Source organism: Thalassotalea algicola, assembly GCF_012932965.1.
Classification (GTDB): domain Bacteria; phylum Pseudomonadota; class Gammaproteobacteria; order Enterobacterales; family Alteromonadaceae; genus Thalassotalea_F; species Thalassotalea_F algicola.
The window spans coordinates 67,147-89,787 of sequence record NZ_JABBXH010000006.1 but is presented as its reverse complement, the minus strand read 5'-3'; the positions used below and the strand labels follow the sequence as shown (position 1 = coordinate 89,787).

General features: G+C 39.6%; 27 protein-coding genes. 18 read left to right on the top strand and 9 right to left on the bottom strand.

The genetic code is table 11. The annotated features are described in order from the left end of the window. Both slmA and coaBC read right to left on the bottom strand, forming a co-directional pair. Positions 1-585 (bottom strand): nucleoid occlusion factor SlmA, encoded by a 585-nt coding sequence (gene slmA / locus HII17_RS16210; protein WP_169076417.1) that lies wholly within the window; start codon positions 583-585, stop codon positions 1-3. Between the two features lie 125 nt (positions 586-710). Continuing rightward, complete coding sequence (gene coaBC, locus HII17_RS16205; RefSeq protein ID WP_169076416.1) at positions 711-1,916, bottom strand: bifunctional phosphopantothenoylcysteine decarboxylase/phosphopantothenate--cysteine ligase CoaBC; 1,206 nt, start codon at positions 1,914-1,916, stop codon at positions 711-713. An 88-nt stretch (positions 1,917-2,004) separates the two neighbouring features. Here coaBC and radC point away from each other — a divergent pair, with 88 nt between their 5' ends. The 8 genes from radC (at position 2,005) to mutM (ending at position 6,386) form a co-directional block, all read left to right on the top strand. Further along, on the top strand, positions 2,005-2,676 hold the full coding sequence (radC, locus tag HII17_RS16200; protein WP_169076415.1) for a RadC family protein: 672 nt from the start codon (positions 2,005-2,007) through the stop codon (positions 2,674-2,676). 155 nt (positions 2,677-2,831) lie between these two features. Further along, positions 2,832-3,143: a PilZ domain-containing protein gene (locus tag HII17_RS16195; RefSeq protein WP_169076414.1), complete on the top strand. Its 312-nt coding sequence runs from the start codon at positions 2,832-2,834 to the stop codon at positions 3,141-3,143. Positions 3,144-3,222: 79 nt separating this feature from the next. Further along, positions 3,223-3,891: an AAA family ATPase gene (locus HII17_RS16190; protein WP_169076413.1), complete on the top strand. Its 669-nt coding sequence runs from the start codon at positions 3,223-3,225 to the stop codon at positions 3,889-3,891. Next, positions 3,878-4,273: a hypothetical protein gene (locus tag HII17_RS16185; protein WP_169076412.1), complete on the top strand. Its 396-nt coding sequence runs from the start codon at positions 3,878-3,880 to the stop codon at positions 4,271-4,273. Before HII17_RS16190 ends, HII17_RS16185 begins: the two co-directional genes overlap by 14 nt. Before the next feature lie 230 nt (positions 4,274-4,503). Next, positions 4,504-4,740: a 50S ribosomal protein L28 gene (gene rpmB, locus HII17_RS16180; RefSeq protein ID WP_159822134.1), complete on the top strand. Its 237-nt coding sequence runs from the start codon at positions 4,504-4,506 to the stop codon at positions 4,738-4,740. A 10-nt stretch (positions 4,741-4,750) separates the two neighbouring features. Beyond that, positions 4,751-4,906, top strand: a complete 156-nt coding sequence (rpmG, locus tag HII17_RS16175; protein WP_033078277.1) for a 50S ribosomal protein L33 — start codon at positions 4,751-4,753, stop codon at positions 4,904-4,906. 191 nt (positions 4,907-5,097) lie between these two features. Then, complete coding sequence (locus HII17_RS16170) at positions 5,098-5,571, top strand: hypothetical protein (protein WP_169076411.1); 474 nt, start codon at positions 5,098-5,100, stop codon at positions 5,569-5,571. 2 nt (positions 5,572-5,573) lie between these two features. Next, complete coding sequence (gene mutM, locus HII17_RS16165; protein ID WP_169076410.1) at positions 5,574-6,386, top strand: bifunctional DNA-formamidopyrimidine glycosylase/DNA-(apurinic or apyrimidinic site) lyase; 813 nt, start codon at positions 5,574-5,576, stop codon at positions 6,384-6,386. A gap of 27 nt (positions 6,387-6,413) precedes the next feature. Here the strand turns inward: mutM and coaD are convergent, their stop codons facing one another. Together coaD and HII17_RS16155 are read right to left on the bottom strand one after the other, a co-directional pair. Beyond that, entirely contained in the window at positions 6,414-6,893 is a 480-nt protein-coding gene (gene coaD / locus HII17_RS16160; RefSeq protein ID WP_169076409.1) for a pantetheine-phosphate adenylyltransferase, read from the bottom strand. 65 nt (positions 6,894-6,958) lie between these two features. Further along, positions 6,959-7,342 carry a nuclear transport factor 2 family protein gene (locus HII17_RS16155; RefSeq protein ID WP_169076408.1) on the bottom strand — a complete coding sequence of 128 codons (384 nt, stop codon included), beginning with the start codon at positions 7,340-7,342 and terminating at the stop codon, positions 6,959-6,961. Positions 7,343-7,637: 295 nt separating this feature from the next. Between HII17_RS16155 and HII17_RS16150 the strand changes: the two genes are divergently transcribed. Both HII17_RS16150 and HII17_RS16145 read left to right on the top strand, forming a co-directional pair. Continuing rightward, on the top strand, positions 7,638-8,330 hold the full coding sequence (locus HII17_RS16150; RefSeq protein ID WP_211185392.1) for a substrate-binding periplasmic protein: 693 nt from the start codon (positions 7,638-7,640) through the stop codon (positions 8,328-8,330). 178 nt (positions 8,331-8,508) lie between these two features. Further along, the gene (locus HII17_RS16145; protein ID WP_169076406.1) at positions 8,509-9,165 is read left to right on the top strand and encodes a TetR/AcrR family transcriptional regulator; all 657 of its coding nucleotides are present in this window, start codon (positions 8,509-8,511) and stop codon (positions 9,163-9,165) included. Here the strand turns inward: HII17_RS16145 and HII17_RS16140 are convergent. Next, a complete protein-coding gene (locus HII17_RS16140) occupies positions 9,162-9,914 on the bottom strand; it encodes a 3-deoxy-D-manno-octulosonic acid kinase (RefSeq protein WP_211185391.1) in 753 nt (250 codons plus the stop codon). The genes HII17_RS16145 and HII17_RS16140 overlap by 4 nt on opposite strands. A 55-nt stretch (positions 9,915-9,969) precedes the next feature. Here HII17_RS16140 and HII17_RS16135 point away from each other — a divergent pair, with 55 nt between their 5' ends. Further along, a complete protein-coding gene (locus tag HII17_RS16135; RefSeq protein ID WP_169076405.1) occupies positions 9,970-11,037 on the top strand; it encodes a glycosyltransferase family 9 protein in 1,068 nt (355 codons plus the stop codon). On the opposite strand, the gene HII17_RS16130 is transcribed toward HII17_RS16135, so the two are convergent. After that, a complete protein-coding gene (locus tag HII17_RS16130) occupies positions 11,023-12,246 on the bottom strand; it encodes a 3-deoxy-D-manno-octulosonic acid transferase (RefSeq protein WP_235938874.1) in 1,224 nt (407 codons plus the stop codon). The genes HII17_RS16135 and HII17_RS16130 overlap by 15 nt on opposite strands. Positions 12,247-12,448: 202 nt before the next feature. On the opposite strand from HII17_RS16130, the gene HII17_RS16125 reads away from it, so the two are divergent. The 5 genes from HII17_RS16125 to glpG all read left to right on the top strand — a co-directional run bounded on the left by HII17_RS16125 (position 12,449) and on the right by glpG (position 17,005). Then, positions 12,449-13,237, top strand: coding sequence for an alpha/beta hydrolase (locus tag HII17_RS16125; protein ID WP_169076403.1), 789 nt, complete (start codon positions 12,449-12,451; stop codon positions 13,235-13,237). 211 nt (positions 13,238-13,448) lie between these two features. Continuing rightward, positions 13,449-14,642 carry a glycine C-acetyltransferase gene (locus tag HII17_RS16120; RefSeq protein WP_169076402.1) on the top strand — a complete coding sequence of 398 codons (1,194 nt, stop codon included), beginning with the start codon at positions 13,449-13,451 and terminating at the stop codon, positions 14,640-14,642. A 49-nt stretch (positions 14,643-14,691) separates the two neighbouring features. After that, positions 14,692-15,717 carry an L-threonine 3-dehydrogenase gene (tdh, locus tag HII17_RS16115; RefSeq protein WP_169076401.1) on the top strand — a complete coding sequence of 342 codons (1,026 nt, stop codon included), beginning with the start codon at positions 14,692-14,694 and terminating at the stop codon, positions 15,715-15,717. 107 nt (positions 15,718-15,824) lie between these two features. Continuing rightward, positions 15,825-16,154: a thiosulfate sulfurtransferase GlpE gene (gene glpE, locus HII17_RS16110; protein WP_169076400.1), complete on the top strand. Its 330-nt coding sequence runs from the start codon at positions 15,825-15,827 to the stop codon at positions 16,152-16,154. Positions 16,155-16,156: 2 nt separating this feature from the next. After that, positions 16,157-17,005, top strand: a complete 849-nt coding sequence (gene glpG, locus HII17_RS16105) for a rhomboid family intramembrane serine protease GlpG (protein WP_169076399.1) — start codon at positions 16,157-16,159, stop codon at positions 17,003-17,005. Here glpG and HII17_RS16100 read toward each other — a convergent pair. Beyond that, entirely contained in the window at positions 17,002-17,382 is a 381-nt protein-coding gene (locus HII17_RS16100; RefSeq protein ID WP_169076398.1) for a flagellar basal body-associated protein FliL, read from the bottom strand. The genes glpG and HII17_RS16100 overlap by 4 nt on opposite strands. Before the next feature lie 179 nt (positions 17,383-17,561). Between HII17_RS16100 and HII17_RS16095 the strand changes: the two genes are divergently transcribed. Both HII17_RS16095 and ubiA read left to right on the top strand, forming a co-directional pair. After that, positions 17,562-18,140, top strand: a complete 579-nt coding sequence (locus HII17_RS16095; RefSeq protein WP_169076397.1) for a chorismate--pyruvate lyase family protein — start codon at positions 17,562-17,564, stop codon at positions 18,138-18,140. A 5-nt stretch (positions 18,141-18,145) separates the two neighbouring features. Further along, positions 18,146-19,003: a 4-hydroxybenzoate octaprenyltransferase gene (gene ubiA / locus HII17_RS16090; protein ID WP_408033893.1), complete on the top strand. Its 858-nt coding sequence runs from the start codon at positions 18,146-18,148 to the stop codon at positions 19,001-19,003. A 43-nt stretch (positions 19,004-19,046) separates the two neighbouring features. Here ubiA and plsB read toward each other — a convergent pair whose 3' ends face one another. Continuing rightward, positions 19,047-21,488: a glycerol-3-phosphate 1-O-acyltransferase PlsB gene (gene plsB / locus HII17_RS16085; protein ID WP_169076395.1), complete on the bottom strand. Its 2,442-nt coding sequence runs from the start codon at positions 21,486-21,488 to the stop codon at positions 19,047-19,049. Positions 21,489-21,591: 103 nt separating this feature from the next. Beyond that, entirely contained in the window at positions 21,592-22,641 is a 1,050-nt protein-coding gene (locus HII17_RS16080; RefSeq protein ID WP_169076394.1) for an XrtA/PEP-CTERM system-associated ATPase, read from the bottom strand.

Here is a 22,641-nt window from a genome sequence, read left to right as displayed (position 1 = left end):
CTATTTTGTGGCCATTAAAAATTGCCATTGTTCATTAAATTCATCACTTGGTTTTTTAGTAAATCCAGAGCGAACATAAGCACCAATTTTACCTTCGGCGAAGGCGACAATAAGATTTGCCAATGCTTGCTCGCTAATGGTGAAACCTTTTCCTTCACGCAGCTTACGTTCACGCAATACTTGCTTGAACTGCGATTCAAGTTTTTCAAAGAATTGATTTACACGTAAACGTAATCGCTCATTTTCGCCCATCAAAGCATCACCAGAAAGGATGCGGCACATACCTGGGTTACGCTCTGCAAAGATGAGCAAAACATGCAAAATATGATGACAACGAATTAGCGCTTCTTTGTGATCGGTTAAAATTAAGTTTACTCTTGAGAAAATCGATTCTTCAATAAACTCAATCAAGCCTTCGAACATGCGTGCCTTAGAAGGGAAGTGGCGATATAACGCTGCCTCAGAAACACCAACTTCTGCCGCTAGTTTGGCTGTTGTAATGCGTTGACCAGGGCTGGTTTGTAGCATAAGTGCTAAGCATTCTAAGATTTGTTGTTTACGATTGGGTTTGTCAGTAGTCGACATGATACGTTCTCTGCCAAGTTATTCTTTAGTTATTATGGAGCTGATTGTAGCTGCTTCTGTACAGCTTCATCAAGCCAATTCAAATTCGTTTTCAGCTATATTCTCAAAAGTAAGTGAGCCAACACTTACTTTTGGTCGCTTACTTTATCAGAGATTATCTTTACTAGTTGTTGTGCTAGCTCAACTTTTGTAGCCAATGATAACGGAATAGTTTCATCTGCTGAATAGAGTGTTAAGGCATTATCATCGCTGTTAAATCCTTGCCCTTGCACGGCGACATTATTAGCAGCAATAAGGTTGAGTTTTTTCTTTTGTAACTTGCCTTTTGCGTAATGCTCTACGTCTTGTGTTTCTGCAGCAAAACCAACGGTGAAAGGGCGATTTTCATTGAGTGCTGCAACATCAGCAACGATATCTGGATTTTTAACCAAATTTATTTGCATGGCATCTTCATGCTTTTTAATTTTCTGCTCAGCGACTTGGGCGACTCTATAATCAGCAACCGCTGCGCAAGCAATAAAGACATCGGCATTTGGTGCAAGCTCCATGGCGAGCTGATGCATATCTTGTGCGCTGGTAACCGAAATACGCTTACAGCCACTAGGAGCTTCCAACTTGGTTGGCCCCGAAATTAGGCTCACTTTCGCGCCAAGAGAGGCTGCGGCTTGAGCAATCGCGTAACCCATTTTTCCCGAGCTATGATTAGAGATATACCTTACTGGGTCAATGGCTTCTTGCGTTGGTCCTGCGGTAACAACCCAATGTTGCCCTTGTAGTTTAGGTTCTACAAAGAGTTGGTTTACGGCATCTACTAGCTCGGGAACATCTAACATTCTACCTAAGCCAACATCACCACAAGCTTGCTCACCTGAGCCAGGACCAATAATTTCTATATTGCGGCTAATTAACTTTTTGATGTTTTCTTGAGTTGCTGTGTTGTGCCACATTTGTTGATTCATTGCAGGGGCAACCGTAACCTTTGATGCTGTTGCAAGTACTAAGGTCGACAATAAGTCGTCCGCCAACCCATGAGTTAGCTTGGCAATTGTATTTGCAGTCGCAGGTGCGATTAAGATTAGATCTGCCCATTTAGCAAGCTCTATATGCCCCATGGCAAGTTCAGCTTGCGGGTCAAGTAAATCGTCTGACACAGGGTTTCCTGACACTGCTTGTAATGACAGTGGGGTGACAAATGCTTTGGCTGATTCTGTTAAAACAACACGCACATTAGCACCTTGCTCTTTTAGTCGGCGAACTAACTCTGGACCTTTATATGCGGCAATTCCGCCGGTAATTCCTAATACAATGTTTTTATTCTGTAAATTTTGCATAAACTGCTAATCTTAAAAAAACGAATTGGCTCAAAACCTTAATGTCAGGATTGGCAGTATATCAGGGAATGAAGATAAGGAGAAAGGGATGTTAAAAAGCTGGCCTGCGCAGGAGCGTCCACGCGAGAAACTACTTCGTAATGGTGCAGAATCTTTAAGTGATGCTGAATTATTAGCTATATTTTTGCGTACAGGTGTTAAAGGCTGCAACGTTGTTGACTTAGCTCGCCAATTACTAGCAAGCTTTGGCAGCATTGCCGCTATTTATCAAGCGGAGCAACAAGCGTTTTGTCAGCATAATGGCTTGGGACAAGCCAAATATGTTCAATTACAAGCTTGTTTAGAAATGGCTAGGCGATATTTGAAAGAGCAAACGCTAGATAAAAGTTATTTAACTAGCTCAAGTGCTACCAAAGAGTACTTAGTGTCAGAGCTAAAAATAGAAAAGCATGAAGTCTTTGGCGTGCTAATGCTAAATAGTCAGCATCAAGTTTTATCATTTGAACGACTATTTCAGGGAACAATTAATGCGGCAGCAGTTTATCCAAGAGTTGTGGTTGAACAGGTACTTAAACACAACGCCGCTGCGGTTATTCTGGCACATAATCATCCGTCAGGTGTGGCTGTGCCAAGCGAAGCAGACAAGCACATTACTCAACGATTAATTCATGCATTACAATTAATCGAAGTCAATGTACTCGATCATTTAATAATTGCTGAGCATCAATGTTATTCATTTGCTGAACATGGCCAGTTATGAGCAATTGAAATTGAAGATTTTAATTACCGCTTTTAGGTTATTATTAATTAATAACCGTATAAAGTGTTTGCATATCAGCAAAATGCCAGTTAATTTTAGTGCGTTAAGGTAGTCTAAAAAAGACCGGATAACTGGATTAAAGCAAGGATCATCTTATGTCAGAAAGTAGTAACCATGAGATTGAACGTCGAACGTCATTTCGACTCGATATGGAAAAAGAGCTTATTGATGTCACTTGGCAAGATAATAGTGGACAGCAGTTTACTAAAAAGGTCGCGTGTTTAGATTTTTCTAAAGGCGGTGTGCGTATAGATAGTGACATCGCCATGCAAGTCGACACACCTGTAACTGTTATCTTTAAAGGTAATAGCCCTCAAAGACAAGAGTTACAAGGCAAGGTTCTTCGATGTATCAAACAAGACACTGGCTGGTTTGAAGTCGCATTTATATTTGATAGCAAGGAATAAGCTCATTTTTGGGTTTTGAACTATAATTGATTTAATCCTGCGCGGATAATTCTACGTGTAGTAATAGGAAGTTAGCATCATGATGATTTTGGTTGGTGGGGAAAAAGGCGGTAGCGGTAAAAGCTGTTTGGCACAGAATTTAGCGGTCTATTTTGCAAAACATAAGAACGCAATTGTGTTAATGGTTGATTGTGACCCGCAGCGAACAACTTCAGATTGGATTCAAGCACGAAATTCTGATCCGACGTTACCTGCTATTAACTGTATTCAACTTTACGGTAAAATTCGCAACGATTTATTAAGTCTTAACCAACACTATGACTATGTAATTGTTGATTGTGGTGGACAAGATAATTTAGCACTTCGTGCAGCTATGTCGGTAGCTGATCATGTGGTTATCCCTTTACGACCTAAGCGTCGAGATTTGAAAACCGTGCCACACATGGAAGATATGCTAAGCACCTGTAAAATGGTCAACCCTAAAATGTTGGCATCATTTGTCGTGACTCAATGCCCGGCATTACCTACTCAAGCAAATCGTATACTAGAAGCTAAAGAAGTTTGCTCTTCTTATGGCATTAACGTTTTAGATTCGGTGACTTATAGCCGAAATGTCTATGATGACAGTGAAGAATCTGGTTCATCAGTATTAGAAAATGAACCGGATGGAAAAGCTGCTGCTGAAATGATTGCAATTGCCGAGGAGTTGTTGGCAATGAAACCGGATGACTCTCATGAGTTTAACTGATCTTAAAAAGGGTAAAGGCAAGGCGGTAAAAAAGAAAAGTTTTACCGTCGATGAATTTATTTCTGATGCAGAAAATTATGCTAAAGGTGCTCCTAAGCTTGTTAAAGAAGGCAAAGAGCCGACACCAACTGGTTTAAACTTGGATCAGGCAATTGCTTTTGCAGAGAAAAAGGTTGCCGAAAAAGTCGGTGCAAAAGAGACTAACAGGCCATTTAGACATGCTACATTTACCTTAAGTGAAGATGCGATTGCCCAGCTTAATGCGCTTTCTAAAGATTCTAAATTGGCAAAATCACACATCATTCGTATATTACTTGATTATATTTCTGACCAAGATCAAAAATCACAACTTTCTACCTTGCTTGGATCAAAAACCCTCTAAAGTCGATCAAAAAATCATCGAATAGTTGCTGTTTTGCGCATAATTTAAGACGAATTTATACTCGTATCTAGCTGATATTAAAGCGAAATGTCTTAATGTTTGGTTAAAAACTGATTAGTACTAGTAATCGAGTTTTAGTTTCTCTATAATATGCCACCTTTTTCAGGATCCCGCGGCGACGGCCAAGGGGAAAGATAGCTCGAGCTGAAATTAATTTTGGAGTGACTCAAATGTCTAAAGTTTGCCAAGTAACTGGCAAAAAACCAGTTGTAGGGAACAACCGTTCTCACGCGAGAAACGCGACACGTCGCCGTTTCTTACCAAACCTTCAATCTCACCGTTTTTGGGTTGAGAGTGAAAATCGTTTCGTAAAATTACGCCTTACTCCTAAAGGTATGCGTATTATCGATAAGAAAGGCATCGATGCAGTATTAACTGACATCCGTGCTCGTGGCGAAAAAGTTTAAGGAATAAATCATGCGTGATAAAATCCGTTTAGTTTCTTCTGCTGGTACAGGTCATTTTTATACTACTGACAAGAATAAAAAGACTATGCCAGAGAAAATGGAAATAAAAAAATTCGATCCTAAAGCACGTAAGCACGTGATTTACAAAGAAGCAAAAATTAAGTAATTTTTCTTCACGAATTTTAAAAAAACCCAGCGATATGCTGGGTTTTTTATTTTCTGCAGTAAGCTCTTCTCAATTTGACGCCACCTCAATAATAAAGTGCTTCAGCGCTTACCATTTAAATAACCACTCCCTTTAAACAATTTGTTATAGTGCAAAGCAATAATAATATTATCTAACTAAATGCATATCCTATGAGACTTTCTAGAGCAGCTTGGAACAATGTCATTATATTTTCAGTAATGGGCTTTATTTTATTAATAAACCTAACTCAGAGGAGTAGTGATGCTAGCAATTCTTCAACGCAGTATGTCATCGGTGAAAATAAAGTTATTTTAACCATGAATATTGATCAGCAAGTGACGATTGAGCGTGTTGGCCAGAGTTGGCGAATGCAGCCTGAGCGCATCACGCCACAACTGCTAGAACAAATGATGCGAGCGTGGCATCAAGCGACTGGGCAAGTAGCTGATTTAACCATAGATCGCCAACAACACAGCGGACTATTTATAAGTATGGTGCTAGCTGATCAGCAAAATATTCAAATGTTTACCCTTTACATACTTGATCAACAAGTTGTTGTTCATAATCACCAAACAGATACGTATTTAGTATTGCCAGCCCCTATGTTTAACCAATTAATTCCTAGTGGATTATTAGCTGAATAATTATGCCTGAATTACCCGAAGTAGAAGTATGTCGTTTAGGCATAACACCTCATGTTAAAGCGCAATCAATCACTGATATTATAATACGGCAGCGAAACTTGCGTTGGCCGATACCAGAAGAGATATCGTCGGCAATTGGAGAAATAATAGAGTCTGTGGAGCGCCGCTCCAAGTATCTTATTCTTAAGGTTGCTTCTGGCTCAATATTAATTCATCTAGGCATGTCTGGCACGATTAGGGTTATAGATAAAGACTTAGCAACCATAAAGCACGATCACGTTGATATTGTGCTAGGAAATGGCAAAGCTTTAAGGCTGAACGATCCGAGGCGCTTTGGAGCTGTATTGTGGTTGGCAGATCATCAAGATGATCAAGGTATTTTGTCAAAGTTAGGTCCAGAGCCGTTAACAAATGAATTTTGCTATGGGTACTTGTTTGCAAAAGCTGGTAAGCGAACCATACCGGTTAAGAACTTTATAATGACCAATGATGTTGTTGTTGGGGTCGGTAATATCTATGCCAATGAAGCCTTATTTCTCTCAGGCATACTTCCATCAGCTAAAGTCTGTACTATTAAAGAAGCACAATGGGATCGTTTAACCGATAATATTAAATTGGTGTTAGCAGCGGCGATTAAACAGGGCGGCACAACATTAAAAGACTTTACTCAAAGTGATGGTAAACCTGGCTATTTTGCACAATCGCTAAATGTTTATGGTCGAGCCGGTAAGCCTTGTGTAACTTGTCAAACAACGTTAGAAGAAATAAGGCAATCAAATCGCAGCTCGGTATTTTGTCCAAATTGTCAAAAATAACCTAGACTGCGACTGCTCTATATGCGCTTATTTAAGCGAAGCTTCTAACGCATTTTTTACGACAGGGTGCACAAACTCGCTCACATCACCTTTATGTAAAGCGACTTCTTTGACTAAGGTTGATGAAATAAACGAATTTTCTTCAGCAGGTGTAAGGAAGACACTTTCTAGATCAGGTGATAAACGGCGGTTCATGTTTGCTAATTGGAATTCATATTCGAAATCTGATACCGCTCGCAGACCTCGTATCAATACATTGGCTTGATGCTCTTTAGCAAAATCAACAAGTAGGCCAGTAAAGCCAACCACCTTAACATTCGATAAATGTGAAGTGACTTGTTTAAGCATATCGACTCGTTGATCTAAATCGAAGCGCGGTTTTTTGCTAGGGCTGTAAGCAACGCCAACAATGACTTCACCAAATAGCTTGCTTGCACGCTCAATAAGATCACTGTGTCCGTTAGTAACCGGATCAAAAGTGCCAGGATAAATAGCTTTTACAGACATAAATTTAAATTAATTATGATTTATGTCTGTCATTCTAATGTTGGCACTACACAATTTCAAAATTATTAGCCCGCTTTGTACTTTTCAAGCAGTGCAGTCATCTTATCATTAATGAGGTTAATAGCTTTAAGAGGACGTACCATTACTTTGAAATCAATAATCTTACCTTGCTCGTTAAAAGTAATCATATCGATACCGTTTACGTAAATGCCGTCGATTTCTGTGCTAAATTCTAGAACCGCTGCGTTATCAGCAAAAAATTCTCTATCATAAGTAAATGTTTCGTTGGCGAAAGTGTGAAGTGCTGCGGTTAAGTACATAGAAACCATCGCCTTGCCTTCTACAGTGCGATGAATAACAGGCGAATGAAGATTAACTTCATCAGCTAATAATGCTTGCAGTTTAGCGGGATCGCGCGACTTAACCGTCTCATGCCATTGTTGTAACATATTTATTTCCTATTTGTTTTTATTAAACTTGTCACTGTCAAGATTAGCGTTAATTGTAAAAATAGCAACAAAATTAAATTGTAAGCATAGTCCTTAAAGGTGCCTTTGTTTTGTATGTCCAATGTAAGAGAGCTATGTAGGCTAAAACAATCCTTACAACAAGTATGAAATAGAGTTAAGGATATGTTCTATACTATTTTTATAAAGCTAATGGAGTTTACTATTGAGTAAATTAACCTTTATTTTGATTTTTATCTGTGTGTTCTTGTGTCGGCAGGGTATTGCAGGGCAGGAGGTGCAGTTGTATACAGAGCATATACCCCCGTTCCAACTAGTGAACGAGAAAAACCAACTAGCCGGTGGTATTGCCCATGTCGTTGTCGAAGCCCTCATGTTTAGGCTGCAACTAAAAACTAAATACATTCCACTTCCATGGGCACGCGCTTATAAGTTAACCCAAGAAAACCCTAATACCTTGATTTATTCCATTGCAAGAAGTCCGCAGCGTGAGGACCAATTCGCTTGGATTGGAAAAATAAAACAAGTGAGATATTTTTTTTATGGCGTGAATACAACAATTTCGGGTGTAGACTTAGCGTCCTATAAAGTAAGAGATTTAAAAGTCGTGGTCGTAAGAGGAAGTATTGAATCTGACTTACTTCAACAAATCGGATTTGAAGAAAATAAAAATTTATTCTTTGCAGATAGTTATCCTGCGGCATTTCAAATGGCTTTATTAGGCCGTGTTGATGCAGTTTATGCCAATCAGTTCTCTACCTTAGGGATCTCAAGATATTTAGGTTTAGAAGAAAACATACTCAAACCCATATATACGATTAATCAATCGCTTGACCTATATTTAGCGGCAAATAAACATTCATCGAGAGAGTTTATCGAACGATTAAAAACAGAGTATGAAAAAATGGTACGTATGGATATTGTTTCCCGCATAATAGCGGAAGAAGAAGAAAGGTTACTTAGCAATTAGCGTAAATACTTTATCACGGGAAGTTAATGGCGCTGATGAATTAGAGCACGCTATTAAGCGTAGGTAAAATGTTAGTAATTAAGAAATATAATAATAATATTGAGTAAATACTTTAAGTCTAATTGATTTTGATAGTATGATAGCCTGATACGTTGTGAAAAGAGGGTACATACACATCATGAAAACACGGGATAAAATCATTCAAGCCAGTATTGAATTATTTAATGAACATGGTGAACGCAACGTCACTACGAATCATATTGCTGCGCATCTTGGTATTAGTCCGGGTAATTTGTATTACCACTTCAGAAATAAAGAAGACATTATTTTGTCTATTTATGAAGAGTACGCACGTAACCTGTTATTAGAAACGTTTCCACAAGTGTCACCAGATGTGGCGCCTTTGGATGCAATTATTCTTTATATGGATGCGGTATTCCAGGCAATGTCTAAATTCCGCTTCTTTTATGCAAACTTACCTGTACTCCTCTCTAAAAATCCATTGCTTCGAGAGAAGTATGTAGAAGTACAAAAATCAATTAGTGAGCGTGTAAGTGACATGATGATTTCACTGCGCGAAGCTGACATGATTAAGTTTGATGATGAAGAGCTACCTGATTTAGTGGCTATTTTGCGTTTAGTTAATACTTTCTGGTTAAGTTTTTATCAAACACAAACTATGGAAACGGATATTGAATCGACAGTATTCTATGAAGGTGTACTGAAGATATTAAGCATTATTCGACCATATACTACTGAAAAAGCGTTACCAGAGTTTCTGAAAGCACGTGAAATGTATTTAGAGCGTCATAACGAAGCTCGTTTAGCGGGTTAATTGCTGTTCATCGCTTGTTGGTAGCTATTAATTAATAGCTGCCAATCTGTCTCTTGCCAATGCATACTTGGATTCTTAGCAAGCTCTTTGCGAAATGATCTTAATAAGCGGTCAATATTGCTTTGTTGCCAACCATCTCCTTGTTTTATTGAACCTTGATCAAAGTCGATTAGCCAGACCTTCTCGCTATCATCGATTAGAATATTATGAATATTTAAATCGTGATGATTGACCTTCTTTAGATGAAAACGGGCAATGGTTACACCTATTTTTTTCCATAACCCTTCTGAAACATTGGAAGTTTTTAAAATAGTGTAAAGGTCGTTAGCGTTGTTTATGCGATCCGTTAATATATCGCCTTTATAATGAATTCCAGAGCGAGTTATTTGGCAGGCAATTGGTGTTGGCGCTGGTAATTGCCATTGTGTTAATTGAGCTAATAACAGATATTCTTGAATAGCGCGTGTTTTAGCTAAACCAAGATATAGGTAGCTATCTGTTAACAATTTTCCGATTAATCCGCCACGATAGTAATGTCTTAGCACCCAGTGACTATCTTGGTGAGTGACAAAATAAGTGGTACCTCGGCCCTGAGCAGTGCCAGTTACGGCGTTTGTCGATTGCCAGAAGTCAGGTTGAAGCATTTTTGAGTCAAAATCAGTCACCAACTTAGTGTTAAATAAACACCATTGATTCGAAGATTGATGAAGTGATGCTTGACCAGATTTTACAATTGCGTCGAGGTTCAAGATAATATGCCCAAATTAAATGCCAGCGCTAGCTGCTTATTGTGGTGATTCCTCTATGTCGGGTCAATTAATTGCTCCAAAAAAACTCTGTATTTTGCGTTTATCGGCAATTGGCGATGTTTGCCATGCAGTAGCTATGGTTCAAGCTATTCAGCGAAAGCACCCTGATTGTGAAATTACTTGGGTAATTGGCAAAGTAGAAGCCATGCTATTAAAAGGCTTGCCCAACATACGTTTTGTGATTTTTGATAAAAAAGCAGGTTTGAAAGGTTATTTAGCATTACGCCAAGCACTTGCAAACGAGCATTTTGATGTTTTATTACATATGCAAGTCGCTCTGAGAGCCAGCCTCGCGAGTTTGATGATAAAAGCTAAGAAGAAAATTGGCTTTGACAGTTTTCGCGCAAAAGAAGGGCAATGGCTATTTACCAATGACAAAATAAGTGCTCAAAGTGAACCTCATGTGCTTGATGGCTTTATGGCTTTTGCGCAAAGCGTCGGTGTAGAAGATATATCTCCTAAGTGGCAAATGCCGATTTCCGATCAAGATCAGCTTTGGGCAAGTGAACAATTACTAAATGACAAACCGTTAGCTATTATTTGCCCTGCTGCCAGTAAAGCTGAACGTAATTGGCATGCAACCGGCTATGGCGAAGTGGCACACCATTTAATTCAAAAAGGTTTTCAGGTAGCTATATGTGGTGGCCCAACTGAGTTAGAGCAGAAGTTAGCATCTATGATTCAAGCTAATTGCCCAGAGCCTGTGTTAAATTTAGTTGCTAAAACAAGTCTTCAACAGTTGCTTGCCTGCTTAAAGCTTGCTCACATAGTGATAGCACCTGACACCGGTCCTGCGCATATGGCAGTGACTGTCGGAACACCGGTAGTTGGTTTATACGCACACAGCAATCCCAAACGTACAGGACCTTACCTTTATCAGCAATACGTGGTGAATTATTATCAGCACGCAATTCAGCAACAGCATCATAAGTCGGTGAATAAATTGCCGTGGGGTATTCGCGCCAAAGGTGAAGATCTTATGGATAGTATCACTGTCGAGCAAGTGCTTGATAAAGTGAGACAACTAATTGCTGATCAGTATCCAGAGTTAGCGATTCAATAACTGTGTTAATACGTTAATACAACGCTGGGTGGCCCCTTGATTTTGCAGAACAACTTTATAGGCATTCTCGCCTAGTGTTTGCGCAGATTCAGGATTTTGGATTAGCGTGGTCACTTTCTCTGCTAAGGCTTGTTTAAGTGAGTTAGAGTCACTGTACTTAGGTAATGTAACTATACCGCCAATACTTTTTAACTGTTGATACACTTCAGTAAAATTACTCATGTCGTTGCCGACGATGACTGGCTTTTTAAACAATGCCGGTTCTAATGGGTTATGACCACCAATATTGGAAAATGTACCGCCCATAGTGACTACATCTGTAAGACCTAACACCGCCATTAGCTCACCAAGGCTGTCCATTAGCCAAACTTGCGTCTCTTCTGAAACCTTCTCATTCGTGCTCCGCCTTTGACAGCTAAATTGGTGTTGAGAAATGATTTTGGCGACATTATCGAATCGTTCTGGATGACGTGGAACTATAATGAGTAGGCAATTAGGTAATTTTGACTTTATTGTTTGATAACTACTTAATATTAATTCTTCGTCACCGCTGTGGCTGCTGGCTAATAGCCAAATAGGGCGATTATTAGGTAGCAACTCAGCTAAGTGTTTTTGTTTGCTTTTGATGTCGCGGCCAAGTGTTAAGTCGTATTTTAAATTGCCAGCGCTACTACAAGAGGTAGGGGATGCGCCGAGTTTAACTAAGCGTTCCGCATTATCTTCACTTTGTGCCAAAACTTGATCAAATTGCTTTAGACAAGGGGAAATTAATGCTGAAAGTTTTTGATAGCGTGGGAGAGATTTATTCGAAATACGTCCATTAACTAACAGTAGCTTGGTCTGTGCTCGTGTGGCTTGATCAATTAAGTTCGGCCATAATTCCGTTTCCATCATGACCAAGGCTTTAGGCTGTAATCGCCTTAAAAATAAATAGCTACATGGCCAAATATCGAGCGGTATATAGCAGTGCTGTACTTTATCTCCAAATAGCTTTTGCACTTGCGCAGAGCCCGTAGGGGTAAACGTGGTAACCGTAATTGAGTATTGTGCAAAGTCGACCAGACATTGCTCAATAAAAGGCTTTAACGCTAAAACTTCGCCAACACTTGCCGCATGAATGACAATGCCTTTAGGTTTGAAGTGCCTCGGGATAAAGCCAAGACGCTCGCCTAGTCGTTTTCGGTAGGCCGGATGGTTAATTGATCGCAACAGCGCCAAAAGCAAAACTAAAGGCAATAAAAGTAAAAGTATTAAGCGGTAGGTAAATAATGCCAAAGCGAAATGTAATCACATGAATAATATGAGCAATATTATAACTGTCTGAGCAATAAAAGTAATGGCTTGATATTTAACTCAACAAAGGACTTTGCTATGTTGAATGCTCTGAGCGCTTTTTCCTAGGAATATATCTGTGTTATTCATTTGTCGATTGGTGTTAATTAGTTGTTTTAATATCGTTCTTCTTTCGTTTTCTGTGCAAGCACAGCAGGCCGAAGAAGGAATTCAAACTAAGATCCCAGAAAATGAAATTACATTAACCACTGCAGATAAATTTACGCTGAAAGCGGATTATTATCCGGGTAAAGAGAAATCAGATGGCTTTTTATTGTTACATGATTGTCATTCAGATAGAAAAGCTTACCAAGCTGTAGCTCAACAATTAACTGATGATGGATATCATGTGCTGTCTCTCGATTTAAGAGGCTTCGGAAGGAGTGTTTCACCTAAGTTTTCTCACAGCACAATCAAACGTCAAACCAAAGATATCGTCTTGTATCAGCAAAAATTGGCTCAATTAACGAGTTATTGGGAACAAGATACGTTTTTGGCCTATAATTTTTTGCGGGAAAAGCTCGATAATAAAAACAATATTTCGTTGCTAGCGAGTGGCTGCTCTGCAACTTTTGCAATTACTACAGCAGAGAAAATGTATGTGGCTAATATGGTGCTATTGACGCCTGATATGGATTTCGCTGCTAAAGAGCGATATAAAAACTTAAATGATATTGCTAGTTACTTTATTGGTTCGATCTACCATATTGCTAGCTATCAAACGACGAAAGAATTGTTTGAGTGGAATGGTCACACTCGGTCAAAAATGTTGTTATTTAAAGGCAACAACACTAACGCCCAATTAATAAAGAAAAATGCGTCGCTTGCCAAAGATATTGCTCACTGGTTAAGTGAACGAGCTCGTTAGGTGCTATTTTATTTATATGAAGCTGCCAATAAAAGTTTTCACTTTGGCACTCATTAATTTCACTGATCGGACTGTACCTCGCCTGATAAATGCGTAAAATAGCGCCAAATTAAGCACCTACTTGCAAAAAGCGCAGGCTAGGTTAATGCTTAAAACTAAATTAGGTAGCTGTGCGTTACCCATACCTTAACTTTTGAACTCCGAGGCAAGTATGTCATCGAATTTTTATTCGTTTATTCAAGATCAAATTGATCAGGTTAAAACTGAAGGCTTATATAAAGCTGAACGCGTTATTACTACTGCACAACAAGCAGAAATAGCGGTAAGTTCAGGTGAAGAAGTTATTAACTTCTGTGCTAATAACTACTTAGGTTTGGCTAATCATCCTGCACTAATTGATGCAGCTAAAGCCGGACTTGATGATCATGGTTTTGGTATGGCGTCGGTACGCTTTATTTGTGGTACACAAGATATCCATAAAACGTTAGAGCAAAAATTAAGTACCTTTTTAGGCATGGAAGATACGATTTTGTATTCTTCTTGTTTTGACGCAAATGCAGGTTTATTTGAAACCTTACTTGGTCCAGAAGATGCCATCATTTCAGATGCACTAAACCACGCATCGATTATTGACGGCGTGCGCTTATGTAAAGCTAAACGCTTCCGCTATGCGAATAATGACATGGCTGAATTAGAAGCTCGATTACAAGAAGCTGATGAAGCAGGTGCTCGCTTTAAACTTATCGCGACTGATGGCGTGTTTTCAATGGACGGTGTTATCGCAAACTTAAAAGCAGTGTGTGACTTAGCTGACAAGTACAATGCATTAGTAATGGTTGACGATTCACATGCAGTAGGCTTTGTTGGTGATAAGGGTCGCGGTAGTCATGAATTTTGTGATGTGATGGGTCGTGTCGATATCATTACTGGTACCTTAGGCAAAGCAATGGGGGGCGCGTCAGGCGGCTACACATCGGGTAAAAAAGAAATTGTTGAGTGGCTAAGACAACGTTCTCGCCCGTACTTATTCTCTAACTCATTAGCACCGGCGATTGTTTCAGCGTCTATTCGTGTAATTGATTTACTTGCTGAAGGTGATGAACTGCGCGCTACATTACGTGATAACCAAACGTACTTTAGAAGCAGTATGGAAGCCGCTGGCTTTACTTGTGCTGGTGCCGACCATGCAATTGTGCCAGTTATGATTGGTGATGCTGCTTTAGCGAGTCAAATGGCAGACAAATTACTCGCAGAAGGTATTTACGTTATTGGTTTCTCTTTCCCGGTGGTACCAAAAGGGCAAGCGCGTATACGTACTCAAATATCTGCAGCTCACACAAAAGCGCAGCTGAATAAGGCGATTGAAGCGTTTACACGTATTGGTAAAGAACTAGGTGTTATTTAGTTAATAATCTAAATGTAAACTTGAGAAAAATATTTTAGAGGTTAATGAAATGAAATCATTAGCGAAATTACATGCCAAAGAAGGCATTTGGATGACCGACTCACCAAAGCCAGAGCTTGGTCACAATGACTTGCTGATCAAAATTAACAAAACAGCAATTTGTGGTACAGATATTCATATTTATAACTGGGATGAATGGTCGCAAAAAACAATTCCAGTGCCTATGGTGGTAGGTCATGAATATGCTGGTGAAGTTGTCGGTATTGGTCAAGAAGTAAAAGGCTTTGAAATAGGCGATCGCGTCTCTGGAGAAGGCCATATTACTTGTGGCCATTGCCGAAATTGTCGTGGTGGTCGAACTCACTTATGTCGCAATACGGTTGGAGTAGGTGTTGATCGCACCGGTTGTTTTGCTGAATATTTAGTTATCCCAGCGTTTAACGCATTTAAATTGCCAGATGAAATTTCTGATGAATTGGCATCAATATTTGATCCGTTTGGTAACGCTGTTCATACCGCTTTATCGTTTGATCTCGTTGGTGAAGATGTCTTAATCACAGGTGCGGGACCAATTGGCATTATGGCTGCTGCTGTTGCTAAACATGTCGGCGCTCGTCACGTTGTCATCACTGATATCAACGAATATCGCTTAGATTTAGCTAAGCAAATGGGAGCAACTCGTGCTGTTGATGTCTCGAAAGAAAAGCTAAGTGATGTAATGGCAGAGCTTGGAATGACAGAAGGGTTCGATGTTGGCTTGGAAATGTCAGGGGTACCGGTGGCCTTTAAAGATATGTTAGAAAACATGAATAACGGAGGCAAAATCGCAATGCTTGGCATACCAGGGCAAGATATGGCGATTGATTGGAGTAAAGTTATTTTTAAAGGGTTAACTATAAAAGGCATCTACGGGCGAGAGATGTTTGAAACTTGGTATAAAATGGCAAGCTTGATCCAATCGGGCTTAGATTTAACGCCAATCATTACGCACCAATATAATGTTGACCAATTCCAAGAAGGCTTTGATGTGATGCGCTCTGGTCAATCAGGTAAGGTGATTTTAGACTGGACATAATGAATATCCTTTCTGGTAAGGCATGCAATGGCATGCCTTTTTTATTTGTAGTGAATTTCCTTACTATCACCGTATAATGCTGGCATTAAACTAGTGAGAATGAATTGATGTCTGAGCAATCTAACTTTACCCATTTAAATGCAGCACAGCTGGCTGAAAAACTTCCTGATGAGCATTTTGTTGTTGTCGATATTCGAGATGCTAATACCTTTAGCCAAGGGCGTATTCCCGGCGCAATTCATTTAACGAATGATAATATTTCTGATTTTTTACGAGATGCTGACTTTGATAAGCCAACTGTCGTATGTTGTTATCATGGTATTTCCAGTCAACCAGCGGCTGAATATTTGCATAGCTTAGATTTTACCGAGGTATATTCACTCGATGGTGGTTATGTGCAATGGCAGCAGCTTTATCCTGAACAGGTAGAGCGATAACGGTGGAAGTACCATTACACCCTTTAGTTAAGGTAGATCAAAAGTCAATTGGCGAGCTATTTGTTAATTACTTAAAAAGCCAAAATATCGTGGCCGATATCCAAGTTGATGCTCAAGGTTTTTGGATCCGAGTCGAAGAAGAAAAGTTTGACCAAGCACGTGCATTATTTCAAGAATTTGCTGTGCAACCTTATCACCCAAAATATCAACAAGCCGCATGGGAAAATGGCGAAGCAGTAACACAACTACCGGCAACTGCATTTGGCAGTATGTTCAACGCGTTTTTATCACATGCTGGTTTTTTTACGCTTACAGTGTTTAGTTTATGCTGGCTAATATACATAGCTGCGCAGCTAGGGTTTATACATAGTATTTACCCGCCGCTAAGTTTCTTTGAACAGTTGTCTTTAAGTGCTTTGCTCCATGAACCATGGCGGCTGATCGGTCCAGCTTTTCTGCATTTTTCTTTACTTCATATTGCTTTTAATACCATGTGGTGGTGGCAGCTTGGTGGTTCGATAGAAAAACTGTTCGGTAAGTCGACGATTATCCATTTATTCCTGTTGTCTGCAATCATTTCAAACTTTGGACAGTTTCTATCGACAGGCGCGAATTTTGGCGGCTTATCCGGTGTAGTTTATGCTGTTGTTGGTTTTGCTTGGTGGTCTGGATGGTTAATGCCTGATAAGGGGTTGTCATTATCTAAGTCGATAGTTGGCTTTTTGTTAGTTTGGCTTTTACTAGGATTTGTTGATGTTTTACCGGTTAATATGGCAAATACCGCACATTTATTAGGTCTAGTGGTTGGTTGCTTATTTGCCGTGATTTTAGCTAAAAAGCACAGCGGTTAGTTATCTAACCACTGTGTGAACATTAATTTTTTAACTAGTGTTTCACCAGTTTCTTGTTTAAGTAATTCTTGTATCCGTTCTTGGCACTCTCGTTGGATCTCATGGCGGCCATTAATCGATTTGATTTTTTCTTCTGGCTGCTGGCCAATAATGTTGATGATTGCGTCGCGAAGTAGCGGTGAATGGTGTTCAACAACTTCTAAGTTATTTCCGCCTTCAATCATTAATTCGACGGTTAAACGCACATAGCCCATTTTCTTCTTAACTGCGACATAGTTAGTAATTATGTCTGGTTGAAACCCATAATAAACATAATCTGACGCTTTCACGGTAAGTGAACTACACATTAGTAATAAAAGTAAAAACAGCTTATTCATATCTTAATTTCTTTACGTTGGAAAATTGAGACTATATTTTTCTATTGTAACTCTATGTAGAAAAAAGGGTAGCGATGAGAAAAAATTTATTCTATACATTAATGAAAAATCTGACTAAAGCTAGTGTAAATGAGGTCTAGGCTGTTATTATTGCTGCAATATATTTTTGCTAAGTAGTTATGTTAGATTTTAGCCACCATTTTCCTATTACGTTAGCTGCAAAGTGGCAGCACGAAGTAGAAGAGTATTTACCCCCAGAGCTGCATTCTTGGCTTTATGATGCGCAATCACTGACCGCGCGATTAAAAGCGCATTGTAAAGAATTTAAAGTTGTGGTGATTGGCCAAGAGCAACAACTATGCATAGAGCAAGATGCTTGTGATCATATTCCTGTTGGTGAACCAGTAATAGTGCGAGAAGTGTTGCTGTATTGTGATGATGTACCGCAAGTTTTCGCTCGCAGCCTAATGCCTTTAGCTACGTTAACGGGAGATGAAGCGTTTTTGTCTGATTTGGGCACTAAGCCTTTAGGGCAAGTAATCTTCAATAGTCCTTTTTTGAAACGAGGTGACTTTTCAGTTGCAAAATTTGATGCCCAATCTAGCGTTGCGGCACTTGCAAACGCACTAACATTACCTGCCTCAGACGTATTATGGGGGCGTCGTTCAATATTTTTCCTTCATGATAAGCCACTTGCTGTCGCTGAAGTGTTCTTACCACACGCTTTTGCCTATCAAACAGAAGGGGGAACGGCGTGACAGCAATCTCACAAAAATGGTTAGCGATTAAACTTATCACTCGCATGGATAAGCCTATTGGTACCTATTTACTGTTATGGCCAACGTTTTGGGCACTTTGGGTCGCTTCGGATGGTTTTCCTGATTTATTACTGTTAGCGATATTCTCGTTAGGGGTTTTTATTATGCGCAGCGCAGGCTGTGTCATTAACGATTTTGCTGACCGTAAGGTTGATGGACAAGTTAAGCGTACGGAACAGCGGCCGCTTGTTTCAGGCTTAATGACAGCTGAACAAGCCTTAATGTTATTTGGCTTTTTAATTGGCGCGGCAATGGCGCTAGCAGTTAACTTAAGTTGGTTGACCATTCAATATGCTGTAGTCGCACTATTTTTAGCCTCGAGCTACCCTTTTATGAAGCGTTTTACGCATTGGCCGCAAGTGGTACTAGGGGCGGCGTTTAGTTGGGGAATGGTAATGGCGTTCGCGGAAATTCAAGGACAAGTGCCGACTATCGCCTGGTTATTGTTTTTGGCGAACTTATTGTGGACAGTTGCCTATGACACAATGTATGCCATGGTTGATCGAGATGATGATTTACAAATAGGTGTAAAATCAACAGCGATATTATTCGGTCGTCATGATATTCGTATCATTGGCTTATTACAGGTGTCGGTATTAGCAATTTTGTTTACTGTTGGGGATATGTTGGCTTTTGGTTGGCCTTACCAACTGAGCTTAGTATTAGGTGCCGGCCTGTTTTGCTATCAACAAATGTTAATAAAAGACCGCCGAAGAGAAGCTTGTTTTTCTGCATTTCTTAATAATCATTATTTTGGCTTGATAGTGTTTGTCGGTATTTTTATCGAATACTGGGGCTATTAAAAAAGCGGCTTTATAGCCGCTTTTTAATTAAAGTCTCTTATGGTTACCTAGCGATACTTTGCAGTACTTCAATATCAACTAAGTTGTTCACTAACGCCTTTAGGTTGCTAAGCTGGGCAGTATCATTTAAATAGTTTTGTTCGTCTGTAGCGGCGTAGCCTAACTCTTTAAATACGTTGATAAGCGCAGACTGCGCTTTTTTGTCGACAAACTCAGGTGCGTTAATGTTATTGAGTTTTGACAAGCGTTTAGCAATCGCAATAACTTGCTCTTCAAGTGCACTTTTACTGATTGGAGCAAGACGAGATAATAACGTTGTAATAATGGCTAAGCGTTGCAGTGTTTCATCTACACATTCGCCCATTTCGCGTAACTTGGCTTTAACAGACATATCTTCAACTACAGACCAGAAACCCGCCTTGCTTTGTTTCACCATCTGAAATTCTACTAATGCATTAAGTACTTGTTCAACTTGCATGGCAACGTCATCATCTGATTGCCAAAGGAACATTTCATTTTTTACTAGCGCAATTAATTGCTGTACATGGCCAATAAGCTCTTGGTGATTAACTTTGGCATTGCGCTCTAAAATTCGACACACAAACGCCGGTAGCATGTAAGCATGCAAAATGTTATTGCGGTAGTAACGCATTTCTAGCGCTGCAGTGTCAGAAAGCGATAGTATGGTACCAAAGTTATCTTGCTCAACATTCACCTTACCAAGCGACTTTATATGCTCTACTAAAGCGTCAACGTCATCTTCTGGCATTGTCATGTTATCGCTATATGGCGCATGTTTTTGAAGATTTAAGAAGAAAGCCATTTGCGCATTGAGTTCTGACTCTGCTAACGCTTTATTCTCAGTCGCGAGCAAAATAAGTGCCGCTAATGATACAGAGTTTAATGCCACGCTCTGGTTGACGGACTTCATCACGTCATTAGCTAATACATTCACCGCAGGTGTTAACCAGCTAGGCTTTTGTGGATCGATTGGGTCAATGGCATCTTTCCAATTTTCCACATTTTGGTTGAGGAATTGGTTTATATTGATTGGCTCGCCAAAATTCACATAGCCTTTACCATAATTTCTTAGACTCTTAATGGCTTTGAGTACTCCGAAAATAGATTCTTTTTGTTTTTTACTGCCACTGAGCTCTTTATGGTAAGAGCCAACTTCCATGACATGCTCATATCCGATATAGACTGGTACTAGTGTTAATGGGCGATCTATGCCTCGCAATAAGCTTTGGATAGTCATCGCTATCATGCCGGTTTTTGGCTGCAGTATTCTGCCGGTACGGCTTCTGCCACCTTCAGTGTAATATTTAACTGAATACCCTCTTTCGAATAATAATCCTAAGTATTCACGAAATATGGTTGAATACATGCGGTTACCGCGGAAGCTTCTGCGAATAAAAAAAGCACCGGCTTTTCTGAAAATAGGACCTGCAGGCCAGAAATTTAGGTTAATTCCAGCAGCTATTCGCGGAGTTACTAAGCCCTCATGAAATATTACATAGGTTAGTAGGAGGTAATCCATATGGCTGCGATGACAAGGAACGTAGATAATTTCATGGCCGTCTTGCGCTACTTCTCGCAACTTGTTGGCATTGTTCACTTCAATGCCTTTATATAGTCTATTCCAAAGCCAATTTAAGGCACGCTCGCCTAAACGAATCATCGACTCTCTATAATCACCAGCAATTTCATCCATAATGGCTAGCGCTTGTTTTTTCACTTTTTCTTCAGAGAGCTTTTTACTTTTTACTTCATCTGCAATTAAGCGTTTTATTGATGGGTTGGCGAATAACGCAGTAAACATCTGCTGGCGATGCATTAAACGAGGACCGGTAGCGGCTATCGTTTGGCGATGGAAATGGAAACGGGCAACTCTTAGTAATTTTCGAGCTGTAGCTTGGTCGGCGCCATGATCATCCGCCATTACTCTAAGTGAAAGTGCATCACTAAAGCGCACTAAAGTGTGTCTTCCTAAAAATAAGACGATGAAAAACTTTCGCAGAGGCGTTGGCGATTCCTGATCGGCCAATACGGTTCCCATATTGGCATTGTTTTTTTCAACCGTAGGACGACGACCCCAAATAAGGTTAGCTGGAATTAATTTTGCGTCTAACGTTTTATCTTGGTTATGTAATTTGAGTAGTTTGATACCCTGAATAAACGCTTTGGTTTTGCTATTACGGCGGCCAAGAATTATTGATGTTGGCTTTTCCAAACACAAGGTGCGATCAAATGATTGTCCGTTGATGACAACTTGGCTGAGCGGATCTGGTAAATCGAGCGCTTTACATGCTTTTTGCAGTGATAGTAGATCGCTGGCAGATTGGTGGCGGACAATATAAAAGATAGGTTGCTTGGCATCTGCCCCTTCGATTTCAGCTAGATTGTCAGGCACAATTTTACACCTCACCAATAACTTTATTGGCAGAGAAAGTAAAAAATAAAATATAGAACGTAATGCTAACATGTTGTTTCGCTCAGACTTATCAGAACGGGTATTTTAGCATCAATGATTGGTAGTGTCGCAACGACTAATTGTGAGTAATAGTAACTGATAAAAAGGTCGAAGATTAATCCTCAACCTTTTTATCAGTATTAATATTGCTTTCAGCGAACTGTTTATTCTTTTGTTTCAATAGCTTGTCAACATAACGAGCCATTTTAACTTTTTGTTTAATTGAAGTTTCAAGAATATCTTCAATTTCTCTTAGCACATCTTTGATATTTTCAACATTTTCTGTTGAGTTCACTACACGTTGGCTATTTTCATCGCTTGTAACATCTTCTATATTACTATTTAACGAACCTGTAAGCTCTGCGCCCATTTCTTCAGCAACATTATTGATAGCATTAATATCGATACTTTCTAATTCTTCTAAAAAGCCATAGAGCAAAATCCGATCAACAAATATATTGATTTTTCGCGGCACGCCTAATGTTTTTTCATGAATAAGCTCAAAGGCTTTTTCGCTGAAAAGCTCTTCATCTTCATGACCCGCTTGATGAATTCGGTGATTAATATAATTTTTAACTTCTTCAACAGATAGTGGCTTTAAATGGGCAGAGGCAATGATTCGTTGACGAAATTGCTCCATATTAGGCGCCTGAATAATTGCCTTTAATTCTTCTTGGCCAAGTAAGAAACTCTGTATTAACGGTTGATTATCGAGTTGAAAATTAGACAACATACGAAGTTCCTCTACCGTTTCAGCCGGTAGGTTTTGCGCTTCATCTACTAAAAGTAGCGCTCGTTTACCTTGCTCGTGCAGTGAGATTAAAAAGCTTTCAATGGCTTTAAGCATGTCTGCTTTGCTTTCACCTTCGTAACTGATTTTAAATTCAGCTATAACTAATTCGAGTAATTCATCAGGAGATAACTTGGTGGTTACTAATTGCGCTGCAACGATATCAGAATCAGATATTTGGCTAAGCATATTGCGTGCAATCGTTGTTTTACCAGTGCCAATAGGACCGGTTATTACAATAAACCCTTCTTTTTGCTCAAGACCGTATTGTAAATAAGATAATGCTCTTTGGTGATGTTTTGTAGCAAAGAAAAAGCGTGGGTCTGGGCTTAGTTGAAACGGACGTTCCTTGAAACCGTAATAACTCTCATACAT

Coding starts and splice junctions, on each gene's coding strand:
- slmA (WP_169076417.1), bottom strand. CDS start 585: ATGTCGACTACTGACAAACCCAATCGTAAACAACAAATCTTAGAATGC.
- coaBC (WP_169076416.1), bottom strand. CDS start 1,916: ATGCAAAATTTACAGAATAAAAACATTGTATTAGGAATTACCGGCGGA.
- radC (WP_169076415.1), top strand. CDS start 2,005: ATGTTAAAAAGCTGGCCTGCGCAGGAGCGTCCACGCGAGAAACTACTT.
- HII17_RS16195 (WP_169076414.1), top strand. CDS start 2,832: ATGTCAGAAAGTAGTAACCATGAGATTGAACGTCGAACGTCATTTCGA.
- HII17_RS16190 (WP_169076413.1), top strand. CDS start 3,223: ATGATGATTTTGGTTGGTGGGGAAAAAGGCGGTAGCGGTAAAAGCTGT.
- HII17_RS16185 (WP_169076412.1), top strand. CDS start 3,878: ATGAGTTTAACTGATCTTAAAAAGGGTAAAGGCAAGGCGGTAAAAAAG.
- rpmB (WP_159822134.1), top strand. CDS start 4,504: ATGTCTAAAGTTTGCCAAGTAACTGGCAAAAAACCAGTTGTAGGGAAC.
- rpmG (WP_033078277.1), top strand. CDS start 4,751: ATGCGTGATAAAATCCGTTTAGTTTCTTCTGCTGGTACAGGTCATTTT.
- HII17_RS16170 (WP_169076411.1), top strand. CDS start 5,098: ATGAGACTTTCTAGAGCAGCTTGGAACAATGTCATTATATTTTCAGTA.
- mutM (WP_169076410.1), top strand. CDS start 5,574: ATGCCTGAATTACCCGAAGTAGAAGTATGTCGTTTAGGCATAACACCT.
- coaD (WP_169076409.1), bottom strand. CDS start 6,893: ATGTCTGTAAAAGCTATTTATCCTGGCACTTTTGATCCGGTTACTAAC.
- HII17_RS16155 (WP_169076408.1), bottom strand. CDS start 7,342: ATGTTACAACAATGGCATGAGACGGTTAAGTCGCGCGATCCCGCTAAA.
- HII17_RS16145 (WP_169076406.1), top strand. CDS start 8,509: ATGAAAACACGGGATAAAATCATTCAAGCCAGTATTGAATTATTTAAT.
- HII17_RS16135 (WP_169076405.1), top strand. CDS start 9,970: ATGTCGGGTCAATTAATTGCTCCAAAAAAACTCTGTATTTTGCGTTTA.
- HII17_RS16120 (WP_169076402.1), top strand. CDS start 13,449: ATGTCATCGAATTTTTATTCGTTTATTCAAGATCAAATTGATCAGGTT.
- tdh (WP_169076401.1), top strand. CDS start 14,692: ATGAAATCATTAGCGAAATTACATGCCAAAGAAGGCATTTGGATGACC.
- glpE (WP_169076400.1), top strand. CDS start 15,825: ATGTCTGAGCAATCTAACTTTACCCATTTAAATGCAGCACAGCTGGCT.
- HII17_RS16100 (WP_169076398.1), bottom strand. CDS start 17,382: ATGAATAAGCTGTTTTTACTTTTATTACTAATGTGTAGTTCACTTACC.
- HII17_RS16095 (WP_169076397.1), top strand. CDS start 17,562: ATGTTAGATTTTAGCCACCATTTTCCTATTACGTTAGCTGCAAAGTGG.
- plsB (WP_169076395.1), bottom strand. CDS start 21,488: ATGTTAGCATTACGTTCTATATTTTATTTTTTACTTTCTCTGCCAATA.
- HII17_RS16080 (WP_169076394.1), bottom strand. CDS start 22,641: ATGTATGAGAGTTATTACGGTTTCAAGGAACGTCCGTTTCAACTAAGC.